Origin of the sequence: Pseudomonas atagonensis, assembly GCF_011369485.1 — a bacterium.
Taxonomy (GTDB): domain Bacteria; phylum Pseudomonadota; class Gammaproteobacteria; order Pseudomonadales; family Pseudomonadaceae; genus Aquipseudomonas; species Aquipseudomonas atagonensis.
Genome location: NZ_VXCA01000007.1, coordinates 94,430 through 117,706, shown reverse-complemented (window position 1 = coordinate 117,706; position 23,277 = coordinate 94,430). Strand labels below are relative to the sequence as shown.

Genomic DNA, 23,277 nt, shown 5'->3' with positions numbered 1-23,277 from the left:
GTTTTTGCTGAATGATTCTATGCTGATACTACGCACTGACTGTCAGGGTAGACGCACGCATGAAAACCGGCTTTCGCAAGTCGCAAAAAGGTGCGGTGGCGATTGAATTCGCTCTGGTGTTCGTCATCTTTTTCGCCGTGTTTTACGGTCTGGTCAGCTACAGCCTGCCGTTCGTGATGATGCAATCATTCAACCAGGCCACCGCCGAAGCAGTGCGCCGCAGCGTGGCGGTCGACCCGACGACGCCCAACTACGCCACGGTTGTGGTCAACACCGCGAACGCGGCACTGACCCAACAATTGCAGTGGGTGCCACCACCGTTCAACTTCGTCGTCGGCGTCGACACCACGACGGTCTTCGACAGCACCAGCGGCCCCAATGGAACGCTCACCGTGACGGTGAACTACCCGGTCAGCAAGTTGAACGCTGTGATGCCGTTTCTGGTGTTGCCGGGGATCGGTGCAGTACCGAGCCTGCCGTCCAGCCTGACTGCCCGTTCGAGTCTGCAGTTTTGACGGCGGGGGACAACCTCTTCGGGCGCCTGCTCAAGCGCGCACCGATTGCCGCGCCTGACTTGCCTGATCCGCTCGGCTCACCGACCACCGGCCTGCACCTGTTTCTCGACCACGATGGTGGCGTGGTGCAAACCGCCGGCCCGTTGCGTCATCTGCTCGCGCAACAACCCCCGCACGATTCGCCATTGCCGCTGAGCGCCTGGTTGCTGCCGCACAGTTCGCTGGCCATCGAAGGCCAGCCGTGCGACTGGCAGGGGCAGCTGCTCGATCTCGACTTTTGCGGCCTCAACGATCAGACCTTGCACTTGCGTGGCTGGGTACAGCCACTGGGCGATGGCTGGCACCTGCAATTGTTCGACATCGCCGACCTGCTGCTCGAGCGCCAGCAATCTCGCCATCGCGAGGCCTGTCAGACCCTTGCCGCGCAGATCAGCGAACACTTGCGCACGTGCAGCCTGACGCGATTACCGGCGGTGCTTGGTGAACAGTTGCAGGCCATCGCCCAGCGCTGGCACACCCCCTGCCTCGCCGTGGCGTTACTCGATTCGCAAGGACAAGGCTGGCAGATTCATCAACAGTTCAGCGCCCACGGCGCACCGCAGTTGTGGCATGACGGCCAGCGTCTCGGCACGCCGCTGGACAGTCTGAACGGCAGCGCGCCCCAGCGTTTTACCGCGCAGCAGGCGGTGTATGAACACTCGCGGGTGCAGGCCACGTTCGGCAATGCCGACGGTTTCGCCGTGCCCTACAGCAATGATCAAGGCGTGGTCGCATGGTTGTTGTGCGGCTTCTACGCGGTGGATCTCGCGGCCCCTTATCTGGCCGACCGTGACTGGCTTGCCCTTGCCGGCGCACTCGCCGGGCCGCTGCTCAGCCGCTTGCGTGAACAGCAACATCATCATGCGATGGAGCGCCTCGAATCGCTGCAAACCCTGCTCGGCACCGGGTGGTGGGAGCTGTGCGAAACGACGCAGATTTCCCTGGCGCCAGCACTGGCCACAGCACTGAACATCGCCGACTCGCGATTGCCGGTCGAAGACTGGCTGGCACGTTTTCACCCGGCCGACCGCGAAGAGTTGCGCAGTCGCTTGCACACCCTGCAACTACATGGCGAGCCCCTGACGCTAAGCGTTCGTCTGCAGCCTGGCGAGGGCGAGCAGGCCCCTGCGTGGTACCGCGTTCAGGGCCAGGTCGCCGGCACTGGCGAGCACCGTCGGCTGGTGGGCTTCATGCTCGACATCAGCGACATTCAGAACCAGCAGCAACGTGCCGCTGCCGCCCACGCACGGCTGGACAATTTGATTGCCAGTTCGCCGGCAGTGATTTACGTCCAGCAATACCGCGAAGGCGCGCTGATTCCGACATTCTTCAGCGCCAGCCTGCAACCGCTGCTGGGCTGGAGCCTGGCCGATTGCGGCGACGGTGCGTTGGTCGAACGGCTGCACCCCGAGGATTGCGACCTGTACTTCGAGCGCACCCGGCAGTTGCTGCGCGAAGGTTCGGTACGCGCACGTTATCGACTGCGCGACAGTCGCGGCGACTATCACTGGCTGCTCGATGAAGCGCGCCTGCTGCGCAATGACCTCGGCCTGCCGGTGGAAGCTGTCGGCCTGTGGCTGGACGTCACCGAAGCGACGCTGGCTGCCGAGCAGGTCAGGCAAAGTGAAGAGCGCTACCGGATTCTGGTGGAAGACTCGCCGGCGATGATCTGTCGCTATCGCCCGGACTTGATCCTGACCTTCGGCAACCGCCCGCTGGCGACTTATCTGGAATGCACGCCGGAGCAACTGCCGGGGGTCGATCTGGGCAGTTGGATGTCCGACGAGCAACGCGCGGCATTCGCTCAGCGCCTGACACTGTTGACCCCGGAGCAGCCGGTCAGCACCGCCGAAATCAGCCTGCAGTTGCCCGGCCGCGAACACGCCTGGTGGGTCTGGTCGGATCGTGGCGTGTTCGATGCGCACGGCACGTTGATCGAGGTACAAGCGGTGGGCCGCGACAACACCGAAGTGCGCCGCTCGCAGCAGCAGCTCACGCAAAGCGCAAAAATGGCCACCCTCGGCGAAATGGCCACGGGGCTGGCCCACGAAATCAATCAGCCGCTGAACGTGATGCGCATGGCCATCGTCAACGTGCAGAAGCGCCTGAGCAATGGCGATGTGCAGATCGATTATCTGACCGACAAACTGAATCGCATCGACGCGCAGGTGCAGCGCGCCGCCAAAGTCGTCGATCACATGCGCGTGTTCGGTCGGCGCTCGGAGATTGAGCAACAGCTGTTCAACCCGGCCTCGGCCATCGAGGGCACGTTGTCGTTACTGGCCGAAGGCATGCGCGGCAAAGGCGTGGATCTGCGCATCAGTGAAACGCCGTTCACGGTGCAGGTGCGGGGTTACGTCGATCAACTGGAGCAAGTGCTGATCAACCTGATGGTCAACGCCCGCGACGCCTTGCTGAGCAAACGCGAGAAGGACTCGGCGTTCAAACCGTGGATTTCGATGTACGCCGAGCGCGACGAACAGAAGGTGCGGCTGTGGGTCGAGGACAATGGCGGCGGCATCGATCCGCGCTTGCTGGAACGGATCTTCGAACCGTTCTTCACCACCAAACCGATTGGCGTCGGCACCGGTCTGGGCCTGTCGGTGAGTTACGGCATCATCGACAATATGGGCGGCCAGTTGAGCGTGCGCAACTCGCCGGAAGGCGCACGGTTCTGCATCGAACTGCCCATCGCCGCCGACGACTAGATCACCAGATACGCCTTGCCGGTCTGGCCGCAGGTCATGTTGGCGCCGACGTCGACGTCCATCAGGTTGATGCCCAGCCCCTTGAGCAGATTGTTCAGCAGCGGATCAAGCAGCGGCGCCAGCAGATTGGTAATCACCGGCAGCAATTTACTGGTGACATCGCTGATCAACGAAGCGACGCCCGTGACGATGGCGCCCAGCGGATTGCTGCCCACCGGTTTGTAGACGATCAGGTTGATACCGGCCAAGGTGTTCGCCAGGCTGGCGACGATGTTGTTGGTCGGCACCGCCGGTTTGATGCTGGGCGGCAATTTGAGGTTGGCTGGCGTATTGAACGGCGGAACGCTGGCGTTCACACTGGAAAACACCAGATCCTGCGAGTTCTGCGCAACGCTGGTGTCGAGCATGATGGCGATGCCGCCAGCACCGTACTGGACGTGAGAGCCTGCGTCGCAGCCGAACAGTCCGTAGCAAGTCTCGATGCCCAGATCAATCAGCGGCAAAGGCGTGACCGTGGGTTCAGCGGCCGAGGAAAAGGCGTTGGTCGGGTCGATCTTGCCAAGCTTGAGATCGGCAATGGAGGTGATGGTGTGGGCGGTCAGGCTTTTGCTCCCGCTGGTGCCCGTCGGGCAGCTGTAATCGGTGACGTAGCTTTTGGCGCCGCCGGCATCCAGGCTGATATCGATTTGCGGTGACGGCAACAATCTCGGGGCCAACTGCTCGCACCCTGCGCCGAGCAGACAGAGGACAGAGTTGAGTGTCGCCGCCAGATCCAGGTGCAACAGCGCATTGAGCGTGGGCGTCAACGCCGCCACCAGGCCCAGCACCGCATTGGTCAACCCGGTGACCGCCGACAACACCGGCAAATTCAACGACAACATCGTGCGAACCTGCGCGGTGCGCACGTAAATCCGGTCCGGCCCGGTCGGGTTGATTTTGGCCCGCGCCGGATCGCCGATGGCCGAGAACTGCGGCGGCTCGATCACTTTGACCCGCACCGTGACATTCGCCAGCCCCAGCACGCTGATCGGCAACGTCGCCGCCACCGCGCTTTTACTGTTGGCCAGTTGCACCACGCCCTGAATCAGTTGCAGCAGTTGCAGGTTGGCGTCCAGCCCCGCCGCCGTGGTGCCGGTCTGCAATTGCAGAATGTCGCCCAGTTTGACCGGCGCCGCGTTGATCGCCGCCACTTGCAACTGGCCAAGCGCGGTGATCACCGTGGCCGTCGCGCCATTGAGCTGCACCACCGTTGCCGCCGCCTGAATCAGTTGAGTCACCGTGGCCTGGGTGTTGAGCAGTTGGGTGTAGTTACCGGCGGCAACGTTGAGGTTGATCGCCAGTTGATCGAGGTATTTGAGCAGGTTGATGTCGGTGTTGAGCAAGCCGTTCCAGCCCAGTGCCGTCAGGTTGACGTTACCGCCGAGCAAGCCGGAGAACAGTGGATTGAGGATGTTCGATTGCGCGGTATCGATGGTCCCAAGTGTGCTGCGAATGTTCAGTTGGGCGATGGTCGGCTGCGGTTTGGCGGCCACGGCGGAGGCATAGAGTGTGGTGTTGAGACTGACCGCATTACCTGAGAACAACGCCTGTACACCGCCGGCAAAACTGGTGGTCACCGTGCGGCTGGCAGCGACTTTGACCGCTGCCGACTGCGTCGCATCCAGCGTGAAGGTGCGCAGTCCGGTGGCGCCGGTGAGCAAGGTGCCGCAGGTGGTCGTCAGGGTGTTGCTGGCGTCGACGGTGTAGCCGTTACGCACTGCGCTTTGCCCGGCATAACTGGCGGCGGTCAGGCCGGGCAGGCAATTGCCGCCACGGCTCACCGCTTCAAGTGCGGCGTTATCCACCACACGCTGCAATTTGCGCTGCTCCATATACAGACGACCGGTATCAACCACCAGCAGCATCAGCACCAACGCCAGGCTGAGGGTGGCGGCCGCCATCAACCCGATCGCCCCGCGTTGCCGGGACGGGCCGTTGAACTGCGAACGCGGCAACATTGGCGCACTCCTTTGCCGGCGCACAGCCGGGCGCAACCTCCATGGGTGAAATGAGTGTAGACCTGGCCGGACGAGACTGCTGGCAACAAGCCAGCGCATTTGTCCCGGGCAAAAAAAAGGAACTGATCAGTTCCTTTTTTTCATCCAGACTCAGCGCGGTGGGTAGTTGGCCAGGATCCGGCTGACCGTCTCGCGAATGGCGTTGCTGCGATCCTCCGGATTCGGCTTGCTGGCGAGCATCTGCTCATCGCTGCCGCGCCACACCAATTTGCCGTCCTTGCCATCGAGCAGGTCGATCTGAATGGTCGCAACCTTATACGTGATGTTGCGCGTCTCGTTGTACATCGGCGCCCCCCAATAGCCGTTCCACGGGCCGCCCCAACCGCCGCCGTAGTTGGTTGTCACTTGCTGCTGACGATCTTCGATAATCAGGTAGGTCTGCACGCTCAAGTCGCCTTTGGCGCCCGCTGCGGCCGGACGCAAGCCACGCTGATCGAGTTGGTCGGTAACCGCCTGGCGGATGCGCTGCTCCGTCAGATCACTCTTGATCCGTGGATCGTCGGGGCGATATTGCAGGGCGGGTTCTTTCCAGCTCCAGCTGCGATAGGCGGCAAAGTCGCGGCTGGCATCGAAGTCGTGGTTGACCTGGTTAGCGGCGCAGGCACTGAGCAGCGCGGCCATGGCCAGTAAAGCGAGACGGCGGAACATGGTTTTTCTCCGGTTGAAGACATGAACCTGCGGGAGCTTCCCGGTGGTCGGAAGCTAACTGGGAGGATACGCCGACATGGCCTTTTCGACAGCCTCGCGAATCGCATCGGTGCGATCGATCGGGCTGCCCTTGTCGGCGGTTTCGGCACTGGCGCTCCAGACCGGCTGACCGCTGCCGGCATCGAACAGATCGACTTGCACCACGACAACCTGCTCCTGATACGTGCGCACGATCGGCACGCTGTTGTACATGCCGTAACCGCGACCATATCGATCATAGCCGCTGTATCCGCCGTAATAGCCGTAGTCGTCCTGTACCTGACGCAAACGGGTTTCCAGGCGCAGGTTGGCGCTGACGAGCAGGTCGGCCGGACGATTGTCGTGCAGCGGACGCAAGCCGCGTTGGTCGAGCGCATTGCTCACCGCCTCGGCGACTTGTGCCGAATCCGCCCACGCCGTGCCCGGCGGCAACTGCCCGTTGAGCCAGGCCCAACTGCGGTAACGCCCGTAATCGCGTGGGGGCGCCGGGTAAGCGCTGCGATCGAAGGTATTGGCGGCTTGCGGCGGTGCCGGTGGCAAGGGCCGCGACTGCGCCACGTAGGGGTTGCTGCCCTGACAGGCGGCCAACCCCAGGCAGAACAGCAATAACCCGCAATGAGCTTTCATGTTGCGCTCCGATCAGATCGGCCGGCAGATCCAGTGCAAGTAACGCCCAAGCCCGGCGAAGCTTGGGTGACGACGGTGGGCCAGTTCCATCTCGAGCAAATCCACCAGTTCGGCGCGAGCCTGGAATTCCACCGGCATGTAGTCGTGAAAAACCCGTATCCCGCTCTGGCTTTCGACCTGCCACAGGCCTTCGAGTTGCGTTGCCAGTTCGCGCGGATCGAGGGGCTGCTGCGGGGTCAGGCTCTGCTTTTCACCGGCCATGTCGTTTTTGCGCATCTTCTTGAAATGGCCCTTGAGCAGATTTCGGTAAATCAGCGCATCGCGGTTGTAGAACGCCAGCGACAACCAGCCACCGGGTTTGGTCAGTTGATGCAGCACCGGCAGAATCGCGTGGGGCTCGGCCAGCCATTCCAGCACGGCGTGGCAGATCACCAGGTCGTACGGTTCGGTCAGTTGCCCGAGCAGTTCCTGCCACGGTGCCTGAATGAACGTTGCAGTCTGCCCCGCGTCGGCGAAGCGCTGACGGGCGCCTTCGAGCATCGGCTCGGCCGGTTCGGTGAAGGTTACGTCGTGGCCGCGTTCGGCCAGCCACAGCGACATGTGGCCAAGGCCGCCGCCGATGTCGAGAACGCGCAACGGGCGATCCGGCAGCGCTTCGGCGAGGTCAGCTTGCAGCACCGCGAGGCGAATCGCACCTTTGGCGCCGCCGTAGATTTTCTCGGCGAATCGCGTCGCCAACTGATCGAAATGACGGTCGCTCATCAGCTGAACCGCCGTTCGCTGTCGGCGAGCTTGGCACGCACCACTTCATTCATGTCCAGCCCCAACTCGCTGCACAGCAGCAACAGATACAGAACGATGTCGCCGACTTCCTGCCCGGCGTGCGCGAGTTTGTCCGCTGGCAACTGGCGCGACTGGTCTTCGCTCAGCCACTGGAAGATCTCCACCAGTTCAGACATCTCGACGCTGGCGGCCATGGCGAGGTTTTTCGGGCTGTGAAATTGCCGCCAGTCATTGCGGTCGCGAATGGCGTGCAGGCGTTCGGTCAGTTCAACAAGGTTCATCGGGTTCTCCTGAAGGCGTATAGCTTCGGGGGGATGCCCATTGAAGGCAATAGGCAGCGCTATGCTTTTGGTGGGGGCGGGCTTGCTCCCACAGGGATTGAGTAAACCCACTATCATGCAGGGAACTCGGCCACCTGCGTTGTGGCCCAAGGCTCAGCTCTTTCATCAGGATGCACACATGCAGGTAGAAAGCTTTTTCGAATGGCTCGGCCAGGCACTCGGCTCGATCATCCGCTTTATCGTCGATGGCCTCAGCGGCCTGTTCAACATTCTGAGCAATGCCGGTGGCAATTTCGTCGATGGCCTGGCCAAAACCCTGGGCATGGACACGTCGATCATCAGCATCATCGCGCTGGTGGTCGGGCTGATGCTGATGTGGTCGGCGATTCGCGCGTTCATGAATGCCTCGATCATTGCCGGGATTATCTGGTTGCTGCTGGGGTTGTGGTTGCTGAGCTGGATTATTCACTAGGCCTTTAGAAGCCCCTCACCCTAGCCCTCTCCCGGAGGGAGAGGGAACTGATCGAGGTGTTTTCAGGAAATACACCGACCTGCGAGCCTGAGTCGAACTCAGGATTGAAAACAACAGAGATCTGCCCCCTCTCCCTCTGGGAGAGGGCTGGGGTGAGGGTGCTTCTAGCGCTACAATCCCGCTCCCCCAAGGAGCCCGCATGTCCAATCTGATCGCCGACTGGCGCGACCGCCCGACCCACCGCAAGGTCTGGGCGCTGGCCGCGCCGATGATTCTTTCCAATATTTCCGTGCCGCTGGTGGCGCTGGTCGACAGCACCGTGATCGGCCACTTGCCCCACGCCCATCAGCTGGGCGCGGTGGCGGTCGGCGCCAGCCTGTACACCTTTCTGGCCTGGGCCATGGGGTTTCTGCGCATGGGCACCACCGGTTTCGCCGCGCAGGCCGCCGGGCGCAGCGATGGCGCGGCGTTGCGGCAGATTCTGTTGCAGGGTTTGCTGCTGGCGATGGGGCTGGCGCTGGTACTCGGCACCCTCGGCGTGCCATTGAGCGGCGTTGCCCTGCACTTCATGCAGCCGTCGGCGGAGCTCGATCAACTGACCCGCGACTTTTTCCACACTCGGTTGTTAGGCCTGCCCGCAGCGCTGGCCAGTTATGCGCTGGTCGGCTGGTTCCTCGGCACGCAGAACGCCCGGGCGCCGCTGGCGATTCTGCTGACCACCAACCTGATCAATATCGTCCTCAACCTGTGGTTCGTCCTCGGCCTGGACTGGGGCGTGGTCGGTTCGGCCCGTGCCTCGGTGATCGCCGAATGGAGCGGCGCCCTCCTCGGTCTGCTGTTGACCCGCAAGGCATTGCGCGCCTACCCGGGGCACATCGTCTGGGCCGCGCTGAGGGTGTGGCAGAGCTGGCGCCCGCTGCTGGCGGTCAATCGCGACATCTTCATTCGCAGCCTGGCGCTGCAGTCGGTGTTTTTCCTGATCACCGTGCAAGGCGCGCGACTGGGGGATGCCACCGTGGCGGCCAACGCGCTGCTGCTCAACGGTTTGCTGCTGACGGCCCATGCACTGGATGGCCTCGCCCATGCCGTCGAAGCACTGTGCGGGCATGCCATCGGCGCGCGTGATCGCCTGGCGTTGCGTCGCTCGCTGGTGGTCGCCGGGGGCTGGTCACTGATCGCCAGCCTGGGTTTTGCCGCGCTGTTTCTGCTGGGTGGGCATTTGTTCATCGAAATGCAGACCGACATTCAGAGCGTGCGCGACACCGCGTTCATTTACCTGCCGTACCTCGCTGTGCTGCCACTGATTGCGGTCTGGAGTTACTTGCTCGACGGGCTGTTCATCGGCGCCACCCGCGCCCGGGAAATGCGCAACGGCATGCTGCTGACAGTGCTGCTGTTGCTGCCCTTCGCCTGGGCGCTGCAAGGGCTGGGCAACCATGGTTTGTGGATTTCGTTTCTGCTGTTCATGGTGTTGCGCAGCCTGACCCTTGGCGGCTTCGCAGTCTGGCTGCGGCGCCATGATCGCTGGTTCAACGGCCGCGCTCACTGAGGCGGAGTGTGCCGGATGAACCCGACCACTTGATCGAGCACCGGTGCCAGTCGCCGCAGCGGTCGGGAGAGTGTCGCCACCAGCGTCACGTGGCTGGGGCGTGAATAGTACAAGTCCTGCACCGGTACCCCGACGCCACGCAACTTGCGGGCGAGGCCGCTGGTATTGCGCGTCGGATCGACCAGCGTGTCTTCGCTGGCGGCGATCAGCAACGCTGGCGGCGCACCGTGACTGACGTGATTGATCGGTTGCGATTGCGGCGGTGAATCCGGCCAGAAAAATACCGGCCGCACGTCAGGATTCTTGATTGGCAGAAAATCGTAAGGCCCGGCCAGACCGATCCAGCCGCTGAGTTCTTTGGGCGACATACCGACCGCACCCAGCAGCTGCGGATCCAGCGCCAGCATCGCCGCGTTGTAGGCGCCGGAACTGTGCCCCATCAGATACAGACGCTGCGGGTTGCCGGAATACTCGCGGATGTGCGCCTTCGTCCACGCTACGGCCCGTGCGCCGTCCTGCAGAAACAGTGGATAGCGCACCTGTGGATAAAGTCGGTAATCGGCCAGCACCGCAACGATTCCCCGCGACGCCAGTGCCTCGCCGACAAAGGCGTAATCCTCACGGGCGCCGCTGTTCCAGCTGCCGCCATAAAAAAACACCACCACCGGCGCATTTTCATGGGGCTGGCGCGGCACATAAACGTCGAGCTTCTGCCGCGGGTCGTCGCCGTAAGCGATGCCGACCGTTCGCTCAAACGTGTCGGCCGGCGTCAGCGCATTGAGAACCTTGACCGGCGAGCAACCGCTCAACAGCGCCAGCACCAGTGCGCCCACCACGGCTGTGAAGCGTTGCGCCAAAGAGTCTGCCATGGGTACCCGGTCTCGCCTTCAAGGTTGATCGTTCTGCCAGTGTCGGCGCAGATACTCGAGCCGCTGTTCGCCAGTCAATCCCGCCGGCAACGGCACCAGCACCGCACGCGGATGCAGCAAGCGTAGCCACAACCAGCCATCGAGCAGCGATTGTTCGCCGAACCCCAGCGCGAGGCCTTGCTGAACATGGGAGGCCATCGTCAGGTAATCGGTTCCCATCGATTGTCCCCAACGCCAGATGTGCTGTTCCAACAGACAGGTTTGCAGACGTGCGCGCTGACGCCGGGTCAGGCTTTGCTCGATACCTAGCGGTTCGACGGGCCGGTGGGGATTACGCAGTTGCTGCCAGCCCTGAAGGCCGATGGCGCGGTCGGCCCAGGTGCCTCCGAACCAGCGAATCTGCTCGATTGGCCCGAGCCAGCGGCTGAGTTCTTCGGCGTCGCAGGCATCGAAAAAGTAACTCGCGGTCTGGCGATTGTAGTAACCGAACAGCGCACGATGATTGAGATCGAAGGACACCGTGAGCATGCGCCGCAGATGCCCGAGCAACGGCTCGACCGCCGCCTCGCTACCGAGCAGCAAGCCACGCCAGGTGTGTGGATCGCGCAGACACAACGCCGCCAGTGCCGGGCAACCGGATAGCTCGACGAGTACCGGCCCCTGCGCTCTCAGCGGTTGAAATTCGGTGTCGTCGAACAACCAGAAGCAACGCACGCCGGCGAAGCCCTGACGCAATGTCGTCACCGCCAGCGGTGCGTCCGCACTCTCCAGCAACAGCCATTGCGCGCCCGGCCCTGATGCCACACCACTCATGCTCCGCCGCTCTGTTCAAGCGTCGCCAGCAATCGGCAACTGCAGATCGACTGGGCACAATGACGGTAACTGCCGCCCCCCGGCATCAGGCACAACAGCAGCAAAGGTTCCGCCGACTTCAACCAGGTGGCGAAGCCCGCGCTTTCAAGATGTTCCGGCAGCTGCGGCGGCGGGTCGTCACTGTCTTCAGGGATCGTCGGCTCTTGCAGAACCCCGGTGATCATTGGCTGATCAGGATCACCTTCAAGGAAACTCACCACCACTTCGACGCCGTCCTGCAATGCACCCGGCGAAGATTCGTCGAGCACCGGCGCCAGCGGCAACCAACAATGACTGGGCGCCGCGCCCTCGCCTTGGTAGAGCCAGTCGAACTGCACCGCCACCGAACGCCGCGGATCGGGTCGCGGATCGTCGACCGTCACCACCCAGGCGCGTTGCAGACTGTGCATACGCACCCGCCGTGCCACGTCTACCGCCAGCGTCGATGGCAACTGCTCCACGGCGCAAACCCGGTTGCTGTAGGGCGGTTCGAGGGATTGATCGGCGCGGTGCTCGACACGGTTCACCAGCCAGCGTCGATTGCTCTCGGCGGACGGCTGGCCCGCCAACGCCAGCCATTGCCCGCTGCGCAGCGCCGGCAGATGCGTCTGCCCTTCGCCCCGGCGCAGTGGCGTGGAGTGTTTGCTGCCGGAGTGGGAACTCACCTGCACCTGCCAACGGCTGATCGAAGGCGCATCACCCGCGCTCGCATCCTGAGTCAGGTCGGCCTCGGGCAATTCTGCCGGGTCATCGCCGAACACCAGGCAATGGCCGTCGCGCCGATGTTCGAAATAGTAATGCAGGCCGGACTGCGCGCAGAGACGCTGGAGAAATTGCAGATCCGATTCGTGGTATTGCGTGCAAAACGTGCGCGCCGGGTAGTCGCCGTGCACGTCGAAACGTCGTTGCGCGCCGACAATGCCGTGGGCCTTGAGAACCTGGACGAGAATCTGCGGTACCGAACAGTCGCTGAAAATCCGCTGGCTGAAACGCAGATCCAGACAACTCAGCTTCGGCCCCAATCGCGCTCGACACAACCGCGCGCCGTGGCCGTATTCATGCTGCACGAGGCTTTGCAGTTGCCCGTGAATGCCGTTGGACGATGATCCGAATTGCAGGAAAGCTGAACGGAACAACAGGCCCGACAGGTCCAGGTGCGGGTCGTCGATCAACACATCGATCTCGAACGCGAACGGCTCACTGATGCACTCGCTACCGGTAAAGGCCAGCACCTCGAAGGGGTCGGACAGACCCGCTACATCGAGACGAAACGACGGCTCGTTGACTGGATCGAACATAGGCGGATCTCTACAGGAGGGGCGGCCGGGGATTCTCGCCGAGTGGCATGGCCGAGTAGAGTGCCGAAATACAACTTAGGAAATGACCTACGTGAAAAGCAGACCAGTTCGCTTTGCTGGAACCGGCCGCCGATCATTTCGCGCAGAACTTGGGAAACGTCCCACCGGTTTGTCTGAACTTTCATCAGCCAAAAGCAAAGTTTCAGACAAACCGTCGAGAGCGCTTCAACCTGTCAGGAAGACAGGTAGGAGGAGCGGGTCAGGCCCAGACGCAAGGCATCGAGAAATTGCGTGCGCTCGCTGGCACTGATGCGGGCACTGGCGCACTTGTCGCGGTAGTGAGTCATCAGTTCTTCCGGCGACAAGTGCACATAACGCAGCATGTCTTCGATAGTGTCGTGGGTCTCGATGCCGGCGTGGTACACGCTGCCATCGGCGTTCTGGTAGATGTTCACCGAGTCGGTGTCACCGAACAGGTTGTGCATGTCGCCGAGGATTTCCTGATAGGCGCCGACCAGGAACACGCCCAGCAGGTAGTCTTCGCCTTCATTCAAACCGTGTACCGGCAGGCTGGTCTCGATGCTCTGCTCGTCGACGTACTGGTTGATCTTGCCGTCGGAGTCGCAGGTCAGATCCTGCAGCACCGCGCGGCGCAGCGGCTCTTCGTCGAGACGGTGCAGCGGGATGATCGGCAGCACCTGATCGATCGCCCAAGTGTCCGGCAGGCTCTGGAACACTGAGAAGTTGCAGATGTACTTGTCGGCCAGTTTGTCGTTGAGCTCGTCGAGCACCTGACGGTGCGAACGCTGGCGCGCCTTCAGCGAGTTGTGCAGGCGACGGCACACGGCGAAGTAGCACTGCTCGGCGAGGGCTTTTTCGGCCAGGGTCAGTTTGCCGTCGGCGTACTGGGCGGCCACGTCGCTCATGTAGTGGGTGGCGCGCCAGTAGGTTTCGGTGACCATTTCGATGTCGGTCGGGCCAAGCAGATCGACCAGCCACTGCACGGTTTCCGGTAGCGCTTCCTTGTTCTCGATTTGCGGCACGTCGTCGTTGTGTTTCTCGACGTCGGTCACCTGCACCACCAGCATCGCGTGGTGAGCGGTCAGCGAGCGGCCGCTTTCGGAGAATATGTGCGGATGCGGCAAGCTCTGCGCGTCGCAGAATTCCTTGAGCATACCGACCACGACACCGGCGTAATCGTCCATGTCGTAGTTGATCGAACTGGCGTTGCGCGAGTGGGTACCGTCGTAGTCGACGCCCAGACCGCCACCGACGTCGATGTGATCGACCGGCAGACCGAGGTTGCGCAGCTCGCCGTAGTAACGGATCGCTTCCTTGAAGCCGTGCTGGTAGTCAGCGAGGTTGGCGATCTGCGACCCCATATGGAAGTGCAGAAGGCGGATGCCCTGATCCAGGCCGGCGGCGCGGAAACGCTCGACCACCGACAGCAGTTGCGCCGCCGACAGGCCGAACTTGGATTTCTCGCCACCGGTGTCCGCCCACTTCGACGAAGCCAGCGAGGACAGACGCACGCGCAGGCCGACCTGTGGCTTGACCTTCAGCGAAGCGGCTTCTTCGATCACCAGACCGACTTCGGATTCTTTCTCGATCACGATGAACACGTTGTGGCCGAGCTTCTGGCCCATCAGCGCCAGACGGATGAACTCGCGGTCCTTGTAACCGTTGCAGACGATGGTGCCGCCCTTCGGCGCCAGCGCCAGTACCGCCAGCAGCTCAGGCTTGGAGCCGGCTTCCAGACCGATAGAGACGTTCTGGGTGGCGATGATGTTCTCGATCACTGCTTCTTGCTGGTTGACCTTGATCGGGTACAGCGCGGTGTACTTGCTCTGGTATTCCAGACGCTCGATGTTCGAGTCGAAAGCACCGGTGAGCTGACGGACGCGGTCTTGCAGGATGTCAGGGAAACGAACCAGCAACGGCAAGGACAAACCGCTTTTGCGCAGTTGGTCGACTTGCTCGAACAGGTCGATAGGCGAGCTGCTCGGGCCGTTCGGACGAACTTCGACGCGACCGGCGTCATTGATCGCGAAATACCCGGCCCCCCAATGGCGAATCCCGTAAACACTGCGGCTGTCCGCAACTGTCCATTGGCTGCCATCGTCTTTGCGTGTGCGTCGTACGGACATCGAAGTCCCCTATAAAGAAGTCATAGTGCGTCGCCTGATCTCAGGCCGGCGCAGTCTAAAGTATGAAAATGACGGTTCGTCAGCGCGGCGGTAGACCGCACTGACCGCGTGGAGTTTAGAAACCGGTCATGAACAGGCTCTGTGAAAACCATGGAGACGACGCCGGATCTGCAATTGTGCAGAGCCGGATCAAGCCGCTGGTGGTTTTCACAGAGGCTGCTAGCCGCCGGACTTCTTCGCTTTGAAACCGTGCCTGATCAGCTCTGCCAAGAGTAGCTCGACATGATCGCCCTGGATTTCGATGATCCCGTCCTTCAACGCCCCGCCGGTGCCGCAACGTTTCTTCAACGTCGTCGCCAACTCTTTGAGCGCGTCTTCGGCCAGCGGTACGCCGGTGATGGTGGTCACCGTCTTGCCGCCACGGCCCTTGCTCTCGCGACGCACGCGGGCAATGCCGTCTCCGGCCGGGATCACGGTTTGTTTGCAGATACAGGCGTACACCGGTTTACTGCATTCCGGGCAATGACGACCTGCGTCGGTGGAAAATACCAGGCCACCGAGGGCGGCGAAGGATGCGGCTTTTTTGGCCACCGGCAATCCTCTTGGGAGGACAAAGACTGATCGCCACCTTGGGCAAGGTGTGCGACCGCGAAGCCCCACTCAGGCAGGGGCAGCGCTACTGCACCGGTTCTTCAATAAAAGCAGGCCGGTGCAGCTTGAAAAAGGTCGCGCAGTGTAACGGCAAAAAACCCAAATGCTAAGTGCCAATCGGCGCCAATTTATGTGTTCTTTGCGACGTCGCTTTGTTGAGCCTTCAAATAGCGCTTCAACGCCGCTAAAGAGTCCGGGCAGTAAGGCTTTTGTTCGATTTCCCGCATCACCTGATCGACCGGAATGAACCGCGCCTCCAGAACCTCTTCAGGCTGCAGGATCAAAGGCCCGTCCCATACCGCCGAAAACGCCGAACACCACAGACGATTGCCGGTGTCCTCGAAGAAGAAATGGTCATGAGCCGTCAGCTCGACGCCGCTCACCCCCAGCTCTTCTTCTAGCTCGCGGGCCGCCGACTCGGCGTAGGTCTCGTCGGCCTGCACCATGCCGCCCGCTGCCACGTCCCAGTAACCGGGATAAATCGCCTTGCTCAAGGTACGCCGATGGACGCAGAGCTCACCGGCGGAATTGAACAACATGATGTAGGTGCCGCGACCGATCAGCCCGCGCTCACGCAAGTCGGCGCGCACCAAGGCGCCGAGCAGGTTGTCCTGCTCGTCGACCCAGGCGATCTGTTCGGCATCCGAAGCGGCGCGGTGCGCCACTTCCTTGTTGCTTTGGCTCATGACTCAGCCCTGATTGAGCAGTTGACGCAAATCGATGACGGCGGCGTTGGCCCGGGAAATATAGTTGGCCATGACCAGCGAGTGGTTGGCCAGCACGCCGAAGCCGCTGCCATTGAGAATCATCGGGCTCCACACCGGTTCCTGCGAAGCCTCCAGTTCACGAATGATCTGGCGCACGCTGACCGTGGCGTTTTTCTTCGCCAGTACATCGGCGAAATCGACTTCGATGGCGCGCAGCAGGTGCGACAGCGCCCAGGCCTGACCACGTGCTTCGTAGAACACGTTGTCGATCTGCATCCATGGGGTTTCGACGACTTCTTCGTCAACCTGCGGCACTTCGCCAACGGCCGGCACTTCGGTTTTCAGCGCGGTATTGAGTTTCACGCGACCGACGCTCGCCGACAGCCGTTGCGACAGCGAACCCAGACGCGTACCGACGTCGCCCAACCAGTTGTTGAGGTTGTCGGCGCGGGCGTAGAACAGGGCGTTCTTCTGGGTCGGGTCAGACAGACGCGCCTGATAACGGCTCAGAGAATTGATGCCTTCCTGATATTCGGACTCACTGGAGGGCAGGATCCAGCTCTTGTTGTCGAAGTTGAAACGTGGTTCGGCCTTGGCCAGATCGGCGTCTTCAGCCGACTGCGATTGCGAACGGGCGAAGTCCTTGCGCAAGGCACGGGTCAGGTCACGCACCTGCACCAGCACGCCATATTCCCAGCTCGGCATGTTGTCCATCCACAGGCCCGGCGGGAAGCGGTCGTTGGAAATGTAACCGCCCGGCTTGTCGAGCAAGGTGCCGGCGACGGTCTTCAGGGTTTCGACAGTGGTGTAGCCGATCACCATCTGCTTGCCTTCTTTTTCGGCAGCCACTTGAGCATTCTGCGCCACCGGAAACAGCGCGGGTTCCTGGCTCCAGTACCAGCCGAGAGCGCCGGTCACCACTAAATAAATGCCGACCAGGGTGGCCAGCGCACGGCTGAACAACAGCCCGCCGACATAGCTGCGAGCGGCCGACTTGGGCTCGGCGGCACGTTCAGGCGCGCTGCCCGCGCGGTTTTTCCAGTCCAGCATGGCGATATCCTTTCAATCACTTGGGTTCAACGGTTCGACCACAACCATACAACAACGTGCCAAGGCGGGGCACCCGCCAGTATAGATAAGCCGCAAATGGTGCAGACGAATGCCGCATCCGGCAAAACTAGGGGAATCCCTGATGCGCCTTGCCGCCGAGGATGACTGCAAGGGACTGAAAGTTATCGCGAAAGCCATTCAGCGCAGTGATGCAAGCGTGGCAGGAAATTCATTCAGCGCGCCTCCAACATCTCAGCAAACCCCTTATCCACGGGCACTTGAACGACGAACAGGTCAAAAACAAAACCAATCGGTCAGAAACTGAATGGTGACGCATTGCAGATTATTGACGTACGACACTCGTCTAAGGGAAAAGAGGTGCTAGCATAGAGCCACCAGTCGACCTCAGCATGCAGCCTAACTAGTAGTCAGGATATGACCGAGCCAGAAGACCCCAGCCGTGAGCGTCTCAAGCACCACTTTGCCCAGCGGGTAATTCATCAGGCACGTCAGATTCTTGAGATATGGCAGCGCCTGCAACGCAGTGAGTGGTCCACTGCCGACCTCGCCGAGCTGAGCGAGGCCAACCTGCGCCTGCTGCGTTTCGCCGAGCGTTTCGAACAGCCCGAGCACACTCAACTGGCTCGTCACATCAGCCAGTCGCTGGAAGCGGTAGATGCCAATCGCGGTCGCCTCAGCAGCGGTCTGATCACCGACCTCAATCGCTTGATGCAGCGCCTGTCCCGCACCGGCCTGCGGCATGGCGATCAACTCGACCAGACGTTCCTGCCGCCACTGCGCAAACCGATCTACGTATTGCTGCAGGATTACGACCGCGCCGAGCGTCTGGCCAAACAACTGGAATTTTTCGGCTTGAGCGCCCAGGCGCTGGAGAGCGTCGCGGCGTTTCGCTCATCGATGGTCGAACGCCTGCCAGCGGCGATAGTGATGGACGTGGATTTCAGCGGGGCCGGCGTCGGCCTGAAACTCGCCGCCGAGGCTCAGGTAGGCCTTGAAGAGCCCCTGCCGCTGCTGTTCTTCAGCCTGCACGAAACCGACACGCCCACCCGCCTCGCCGCCGTGCGTGCGGGGGGCCAGGAATTTCTCACCGGCACCCTCGAAGCCTCGAGTCTGCTGGAAAAGATCGAAGTGCTGACCTGCGTCGCCCAGTACGAACCTTATAAAGTGCTGATCATTGACGATTCGCGCGCCCAGGCCTTGCATACCGAGCGTCTGCTCAACAGCGCAGGGATCGTGACCCGCACGTTGATCGAACCGATTCAGGCGATGGCCGAACTGGCGGATTTCCAGCCGGATTTGATCATCCTCGACATGTACATGCCGGCCTGCACTGGCACCGAACTGGCCAAAGTCATCCGCCACAATGATCGCTACGTCAGCGTGCCGATCATTTATCTGTCAGCCGAAGACGATCTGGACAAGCAGCTCGACGCGATGAGCGAGGGCGGCGATGACTTCCTGACCAAACCGATCAAGCCACGCCACCTGATCACCACCGTGCGCAACCGCGCAGCGCGCGCGCGCAATCTCAAGGCGCGGATGGTCCGCGACAGCCTCACCGGGTTGTACAACCATACGCACATCCTGCAGTTGCTCGAAGACTGCTCGTTCCGCGCACGTCGCGAGAACAAGCCGCTGAGTTTCGCGATGCTCGACATCGACCACTTCAAACGGGTCAACGACAGCCACGGCCACCCGATGGGTGACCGGGTGATCAAGAGCCTCGCACTGTTTCTCAAACAGCGCCTGCGCAAAACCGACTTCATCGGCCGTTACGGCGGCGAAGAATTCGCCATCGTCATGCCCGACACCGATATCGAAGCCGCCCACAAAGTGCTCGACGAGATCCGCCAGCGCTTTGCCGAAATTCACTATCCGGCGCAACCGCAGGATTTGTGGTGCACCTTCAGTGCCGGCGTGGTCGAGATGCACGATGACTGCGACAGCCTGATGATGGCCAGTCAGGCCGACGAGGCGCTGTACCGCGCCAAAGGTGCCGGACGCAATCGCGTGCAGACCGCGCGCGAATCAAAGCAAAGTGCCACTTTTTCATCGGATTCGACCGATTCGGTCATAACCCTGTAACAGAACCGCAATAAATTCAGGCGCTTACCATTTCTGCCGTTGGTAGCCGTCATGCGCCTGAAGTTGCTCACCAATCTCAACACCCTGTTGCTGGTCGCCGTGTGCGTGGCCCTCGGCGCCACGCTGTGGTGGTCGCAAAAGGCCTTGGAGCGCCCGTATCTGTTGATGGAGCGCTACCTGGGTCTGTCGCAGCAATTTCAGAACGAGGTGGCGCGCAACGTCGAGGACTACCTCGCCAGCGGCGATGCCCTGCGTCTGAGCAGCGCCAGCCAGGCCATCGACAGCCTGCAGAAGGAACTCGGTGAACTGCCACCCGCCCTCGCCGACACCCTGCGCCCGAGCCTGTCGAGCCTGCAAGAATTCAGCAAAACCGACCTGCTCGCCGCCGGCAAACTAGCCGGTGATCCGCAAGCGCTGCTGTTGCAGGCCGAACGCGAATTGAGCGCCAGCCTCGATCAGCTCAGCACCTACGCCAACGGCAATGCGACGTATACGACGCCGCTGCTCAACGCTTCTCAGCATCTGGGCAAACTGTCGCTGGCACGGGACAAACTGGTCAGTAGCGGGCGCAGTGAGCTAGCCGTCGACGTTGAGCGTGAGGTCGACAACATTCGCGCCCAGGCGCAACTGATCGACGCCCTGCCCCTGCTCGGTGTGGTCGCCAGCAACGAATCCGGCAGCGACGATTTCGCCGCCATGATGGGCATTGAAAACACAGAAAAAGCCGCCGCCGAAGATGCCGGTGTCGGCCTCAAACGCGAACTCAACAGCCTGCTCGGTCGTTACCCGGCGGAGCTGGCGCGCACCCGCGAGCAGATCCAGAAACGCACCGATCTCAGCACCGCGACCCACCTGAAAATCGCCGCCGTGCAGCAGGCCATCGCAGGCCTGGAACCGGTGGTGCGTGCTCAACACGGTCAGATTCAGGGTGAAGTGCGACTGATGCAAGGCGTGATGATCGGCCTGATCCTGTTGATCGCATTGCTGATCGACACCTTGCAGCGACGCCTGGCACGCACCCTGACCAACCTTGCTCCGGCGCTGTCGACCTGGGCCGAAGGGGATTTCAGTCGCGACATTCATCTGGGCAAGACCAACCGCGAACTGCATGACATCGAAGCCTCGCTCAATCGCCTGCGCGCGTATCTGGTGGATCTGGTCGGGACAATTCGCGGCAATGCCGAACAAGTCGCCGGCAGCAGCCGCACCCTCGCCGAGCTGAGCAACGACTTGCACAGCGGCGCCGAGCATCAGGCCGGTGATACCGCGCTGATTCGCGATTCCCTTGGCGAGCTGGAGGCGACCATTCAACAGGTCGCCGGCGATGCGCGTCAGGCCGCCGATGCCAGCCGTCACGCCGGTCTGGCTGTCGAGCACGGCCAATCGGTCATCGGCCAGAGCCTCACGGGTCTGCACGCGCTGGTCGGCGAGGTGCAAGGCAACGCGCAAATGATTGAGCATCTGGCAGAAGAGTCGGCGACCATCGGCGGCGTGCTGACGGTGATTCGCTCGATTGCCGACCAGACCAACCTGCTGGCACTCAATGCCGCCATCGAAGCGGCACGCGCCGGGGAAATGGGCCGGGGCTTTGCCGTGGTGGCCGAGGAAGTGCGCTCACTGGCGCAGCGAACCGCCGGTGCGACGGCGGAGATCCAGACGCTGATCGCCGGCCTGCAGACTGCCGCCCGGCAATCGGTGGAAGGCATGCGCGCACAGGTCGAACACGCCGAAGCCACGGCCAATCAGGCGCAAGCGGCGGACGGTGCGCTGGACAAGATCGTCGGCGCGATTCAGACCATTTCGGATACCGCGATCCGCATCGCTGACATCACTGCCCAACAGAGCGGCGCAGTCAGCGAGATTCGCGATCACAGCGAACGGATTCATCAACTGGGCGGGGATAACCTGCTGCGCATCGGTGCAGGACGCGAGCAAGGCGAAAACCTACTGGTACTCGGCGGACAATTGCACACCGCCGTGCAAGCCTTCCGCGTCTGAGCCCTCAGCACCAAAAGACCCGGTGGCGAGTCTCGGCTATCATGCCCGCACTTCCGATACGCGAGATTGTCATGCGCCGCCTGCTCTGCCTGCTGTTCTTCGTCTTCGCCCTGCCGGCCAACGCCACCGGGCTGTTCGACAACAAACCCAGCGCCACGCTGGGTTCGGTCAACAACAGCGCCGACTTCCTGCCGGTACGCGAAGCGTTTCAGTTGAGCCTGGTCGAGAGCACGCCGCAATCGATAAAACTGCGCTTCGTCGCCACCGATGGCTACTACCTGTATCGCCACCGTTTCCAGTTCCGCGCCGACCCGCTCGAGGTGAAACTCGGTGCCGCGCAACTGCCCAAGGGCGAGCAGAAACATGACGAGTATTTCGGCGATGTCGAGGTTTACCACGGCATCCTCGACGTCGAAATTCCCCGCGAAGAGGCCCGTGCATTTACCCTCGCGGTCACCTATCAGGGCTGTGCCGACAAGGGTCTGTGTTACCCGCCGGAAACCGAACGCCTGAGCATTGCCGGCAGCGCATCCGCCAGTGTTTCAGCCCCTGCCACGACGGCGTGGGACTGGCGTGATCTGGCGTTGTTTTTCCTCGCAGGTCTTGGCCTGACGTTCACCCCGTGCGTGTTGCCGATGCTGCCGATCCTCTCCGGCGTGGTACTGCGCGGTCAGGTCGGTGGTTTGCGCGGCTTCAATCTGTCGCTTGCCTACGTGCTGCCGATGGCCGCGTGTTTTGCCCTGCTTGGCGCGCTGATGGGTTTGTTTGGCGCGCAACTGAATCTGCAGGCGCGCCTGCAATCGGCGTGGGTGCTGGTACCGTTTGCGACATTCTTCGCGGTGTTCGCCCTGGCCATGTTCGGTGTGTTCGAATTGAAACTGCCGCACTTCATCAGCAGCCGTCTCGACCGCATCGCCGGGCGCACCGAAGGCGGATCGTTGTGGGGCGCAGCCGTGCTGGGCGTGGTTTCGAGCCTGCTGGTGTCGCCGTGCGTTTCCGCGCCACTGGCCGGCGCGCTGCTTTATATAAGTGCCAGCGGTGATGCACTGGGCGGCGGCTTGAAGTTGTTCATGCTCGGCCTCGGCATGGGCGCGCCGCTATTGCTCGTCGCGACCGGAGGCGCGGCGTGGTTGCCAAAGAGCGGGCCGTGGATGATGTACGTGAAAAACGGCATTGGCGTATTGCTGCTGGGACTGGCGATCGGCTTGCTCAGCCGGGTGCTCCCGGGGCAGATCACGTTGCTGCTGATTGGCCTGCTGGCCGGCGGTGTCGGACTGTTTCTCGGTGCACTGGAGTTCGTCTACAAACCACCGCGCAAGCGCCTCGGCCAGTTGCTCGGAATGTTTCTGCTGTTCTACGCACTGGCCTGCTGGTACGGCGCATTCAGCGGCCAGACCGACCCGCTCAACCCCCTCGCCCCGCGCACCGTTCAGGACAACAGCGCCGCGCAAGACAGTGGCCTATGGCAAACCGTCAGCACCCCGGCGGAACTGGATCGCGTGCTGCTGGAAGCGAAAAGCACCGGCACGCCGCTGCTGCTCGACTGGTACGCCGACTGGTGCATCAGCTGCAAAGTCATCGAACACGAAGTGCTGAATGACGCCAACGTCGTCTATCAGCTCAAAGGCTATCGACTGATCCGCTTCGACATTACCGCAAGCAATGCCGAACAGCGCACGCTGCTTGATCGCTACAACCTGTTCGGCCCGCCAGCGCTGATGTTCTTCGGTCGCGACGGCAACGAACGCCGCGAAGCAAGGGTGATCGGCGAGATCAATGCGCGGGACTTCGCGGAACGTGTCGCCAAAGCGAGTGACTCGATTTAATCACTCGGTCACATATTTTGCGCAAACATCGGCCATCGTGCTGGCTATTGCATAG

The 23,277-nt window shown here is 61.9% G+C and carries 20 protein-coding genes; 8 read left to right on the top strand and 12 right to left on the bottom strand.

The features are described from left to right. Nucleotides 1-59: 59 nt before the first annotated feature. Nucleotides 60-515 carry a TadE/TadG family type IV pilus assembly protein gene (locus tag F2P67_RS05375; RefSeq protein ID WP_166218288.1) on the top strand — a complete coding sequence of 152 codons (456 nt, stop codon included), beginning with the start codon at nt 60-62 and terminating at the stop codon, nt 513-515. Further along, nucleotides 512-3,262, top strand: a complete 2,751-nt coding sequence (locus F2P67_RS05370) for a PAS domain-containing sensor histidine kinase (RefSeq protein ID WP_166218286.1) — start codon at nt 512-514, stop codon at nt 3,260-3,262. Before F2P67_RS05375 ends, F2P67_RS05370 begins: the two co-directional genes overlap by 4 nt. Here F2P67_RS05370 and F2P67_RS05365 read toward each other — a convergent pair. The 5 genes from F2P67_RS05365 to F2P67_RS05345 form a co-directional block, all read right to left on the bottom strand. Next, nucleotides 3,259-5,259 (bottom strand): pilus assembly protein TadG-related protein, encoded by a 2,001-nt coding sequence (locus F2P67_RS05365; protein ID WP_166218283.1) that lies wholly within the window; start codon nt 5,257-5,259, stop codon nt 3,259-3,261. The genes F2P67_RS05370 and F2P67_RS05365 overlap by 4 nt on opposite strands. 150 nt (nt 5,260-5,409) lie before the next feature. After that, nucleotides 5,410-5,967 carry a DUF4136 domain-containing protein gene (locus F2P67_RS05360; protein ID WP_166218280.1) on the bottom strand — a complete coding sequence of 186 codons (558 nt, stop codon included), beginning with the start codon at nt 5,965-5,967 and terminating at the stop codon, nt 5,410-5,412. Nucleotides 5,968-6,021: 54 nt separating this feature from the next. Next, entirely contained in the window at nt 6,022-6,633 is a 612-nt protein-coding gene (locus F2P67_RS05355) for a DUF4136 domain-containing protein (protein WP_166218277.1), read from the bottom strand. 12 nt (nt 6,634-6,645) lie between these two features. Then, complete coding sequence (locus F2P67_RS05350; RefSeq protein WP_166218274.1) at nt 6,646-7,395, bottom strand: methyltransferase; 750 nt, start codon at nt 7,393-7,395, stop codon at nt 6,646-6,648. Then, entirely contained in the window at nt 7,395-7,697 is a 303-nt protein-coding gene (locus F2P67_RS05345) for a MazG-like family protein (RefSeq protein WP_053116915.1), read from the bottom strand. Before F2P67_RS05345 ends, F2P67_RS05350 begins: the two co-directional genes overlap by 1 nt. Nucleotides 7,698-7,875: 178 nt before the next feature. Between F2P67_RS05345 and F2P67_RS05340 the strand changes: the two genes are divergently transcribed. Together F2P67_RS05340 and F2P67_RS05335 are read left to right on the top strand one after the other, a co-directional pair. Continuing rightward, nucleotides 7,876-8,169 carry a hypothetical protein gene (locus F2P67_RS05340; protein ID WP_166218271.1) on the top strand — a complete coding sequence of 98 codons (294 nt, stop codon included), beginning with the start codon at nt 7,876-7,878 and terminating at the stop codon, nt 8,167-8,169. A 199-nt stretch (nt 8,170-8,368) separates the two neighbouring features. Continuing rightward, nucleotides 8,369-9,718, top strand: a complete 1,350-nt coding sequence (locus F2P67_RS05335; protein ID WP_166218268.1) for an MATE family efflux transporter — start codon at nt 8,369-8,371, stop codon at nt 9,716-9,718. On the opposite strand, the gene F2P67_RS05330 is transcribed toward F2P67_RS05335, so the two are convergent. The 7 genes from F2P67_RS05330 to F2P67_RS05300 all read right to left on the bottom strand — a co-directional run bounded on the left by F2P67_RS05330 (nt 9,712) and on the right by F2P67_RS05300 (nt 17,292). After that, nucleotides 9,712-10,587 (bottom strand): alpha/beta hydrolase, encoded by an 876-nt coding sequence (locus F2P67_RS05330; protein WP_166218265.1) that lies wholly within the window; start codon nt 10,585-10,587, stop codon nt 9,712-9,714. The two genes, F2P67_RS05335 and F2P67_RS05330, sit on opposite strands and share 7 nt — an antisense overlap. 18 nt (nt 10,588-10,605) lie before the next feature. Next, nucleotides 10,606-11,400, bottom strand: coding sequence for a DUF4123 domain-containing protein (locus F2P67_RS05325; protein ID WP_166218262.1), 795 nt, complete (start codon nt 11,398-11,400; stop codon nt 10,606-10,608). Beyond that, nucleotides 11,397-12,737 (bottom strand): type VI secretion system Vgr family protein, encoded by a 1,341-nt coding sequence (locus F2P67_RS05320; protein WP_166218259.1) that lies wholly within the window; start codon nt 12,735-12,737, stop codon nt 11,397-11,399. Before F2P67_RS05320 ends, F2P67_RS05325 begins: the two co-directional genes overlap by 4 nt. 233 nt (nt 12,738-12,970) lie before the next feature. Beyond that, the gene (gene speA / locus F2P67_RS05315) at nt 12,971-14,884 is read right to left on the bottom strand and encodes an arginine decarboxylase (protein ID WP_166218256.1); all 1,914 of its coding nucleotides are present in this window, start codon (nt 14,882-14,884) and stop codon (nt 12,971-12,973) included. A gap of 219 nt (nt 14,885-15,103) precedes the next feature. Further along, nucleotides 15,104-15,475 carry a translation initiation factor Sui1 gene (locus tag F2P67_RS05310; RefSeq protein WP_166218253.1) on the bottom strand — a complete coding sequence of 124 codons (372 nt, stop codon included), beginning with the start codon at nt 15,473-15,475 and terminating at the stop codon, nt 15,104-15,106. Between the two features lie 188 nt (nt 15,476-15,663). Continuing rightward, entirely contained in the window at nt 15,664-16,221 is a 558-nt protein-coding gene (locus tag F2P67_RS05305; RefSeq protein WP_166218250.1) for an NUDIX hydrolase, read from the bottom strand. Between the two features lie 3 nt (nt 16,222-16,224). After that, entirely contained in the window at nt 16,225-17,292 is a 1,068-nt protein-coding gene (locus F2P67_RS05300) for a DUF2333 family protein (protein ID WP_166218247.1), read from the bottom strand. Nucleotides 17,293-17,401: 109 nt separating this feature from the next. On the opposite strand from F2P67_RS05300, the gene F2P67_RS05295 reads away from it, so the two are divergent. The 4 genes from F2P67_RS05295 to F2P67_RS05280 all read left to right on the top strand — a co-directional run bounded on the left by F2P67_RS05295 (nt 17,402) and on the right by F2P67_RS05280 (nt 23,222). Next, complete coding sequence (locus tag F2P67_RS05295) at nt 17,402-17,617, top strand: hypothetical protein (protein ID WP_166218244.1); 216 nt, start codon at nt 17,402-17,404, stop codon at nt 17,615-17,617. Between the two features lie 110 nt (nt 17,618-17,727). Then, nucleotides 17,728-19,398 (top strand): diguanylate cyclase GcbA, encoded by a 1,671-nt coding sequence (gcbA, locus tag F2P67_RS05290; protein ID WP_166218242.1) that lies wholly within the window; start codon nt 17,728-17,730, stop codon nt 19,396-19,398. Nucleotides 19,399-19,449: 51 nt separating this feature from the next. Next, entirely contained in the window at nt 19,450-21,396 is a 1,947-nt protein-coding gene (locus F2P67_RS05285) for a methyl-accepting chemotaxis protein (protein WP_166218239.1), read from the top strand. A 71-nt stretch (nt 21,397-21,467) separates the two neighbouring features. Then, complete coding sequence (locus F2P67_RS05280) at nt 21,468-23,222, top strand: protein-disulfide reductase DsbD (RefSeq protein WP_166218236.1); 1,755 nt, start codon at nt 21,468-21,470, stop codon at nt 23,220-23,222. Nucleotides 23,223-23,277 lie beyond the last annotated feature (55 nt).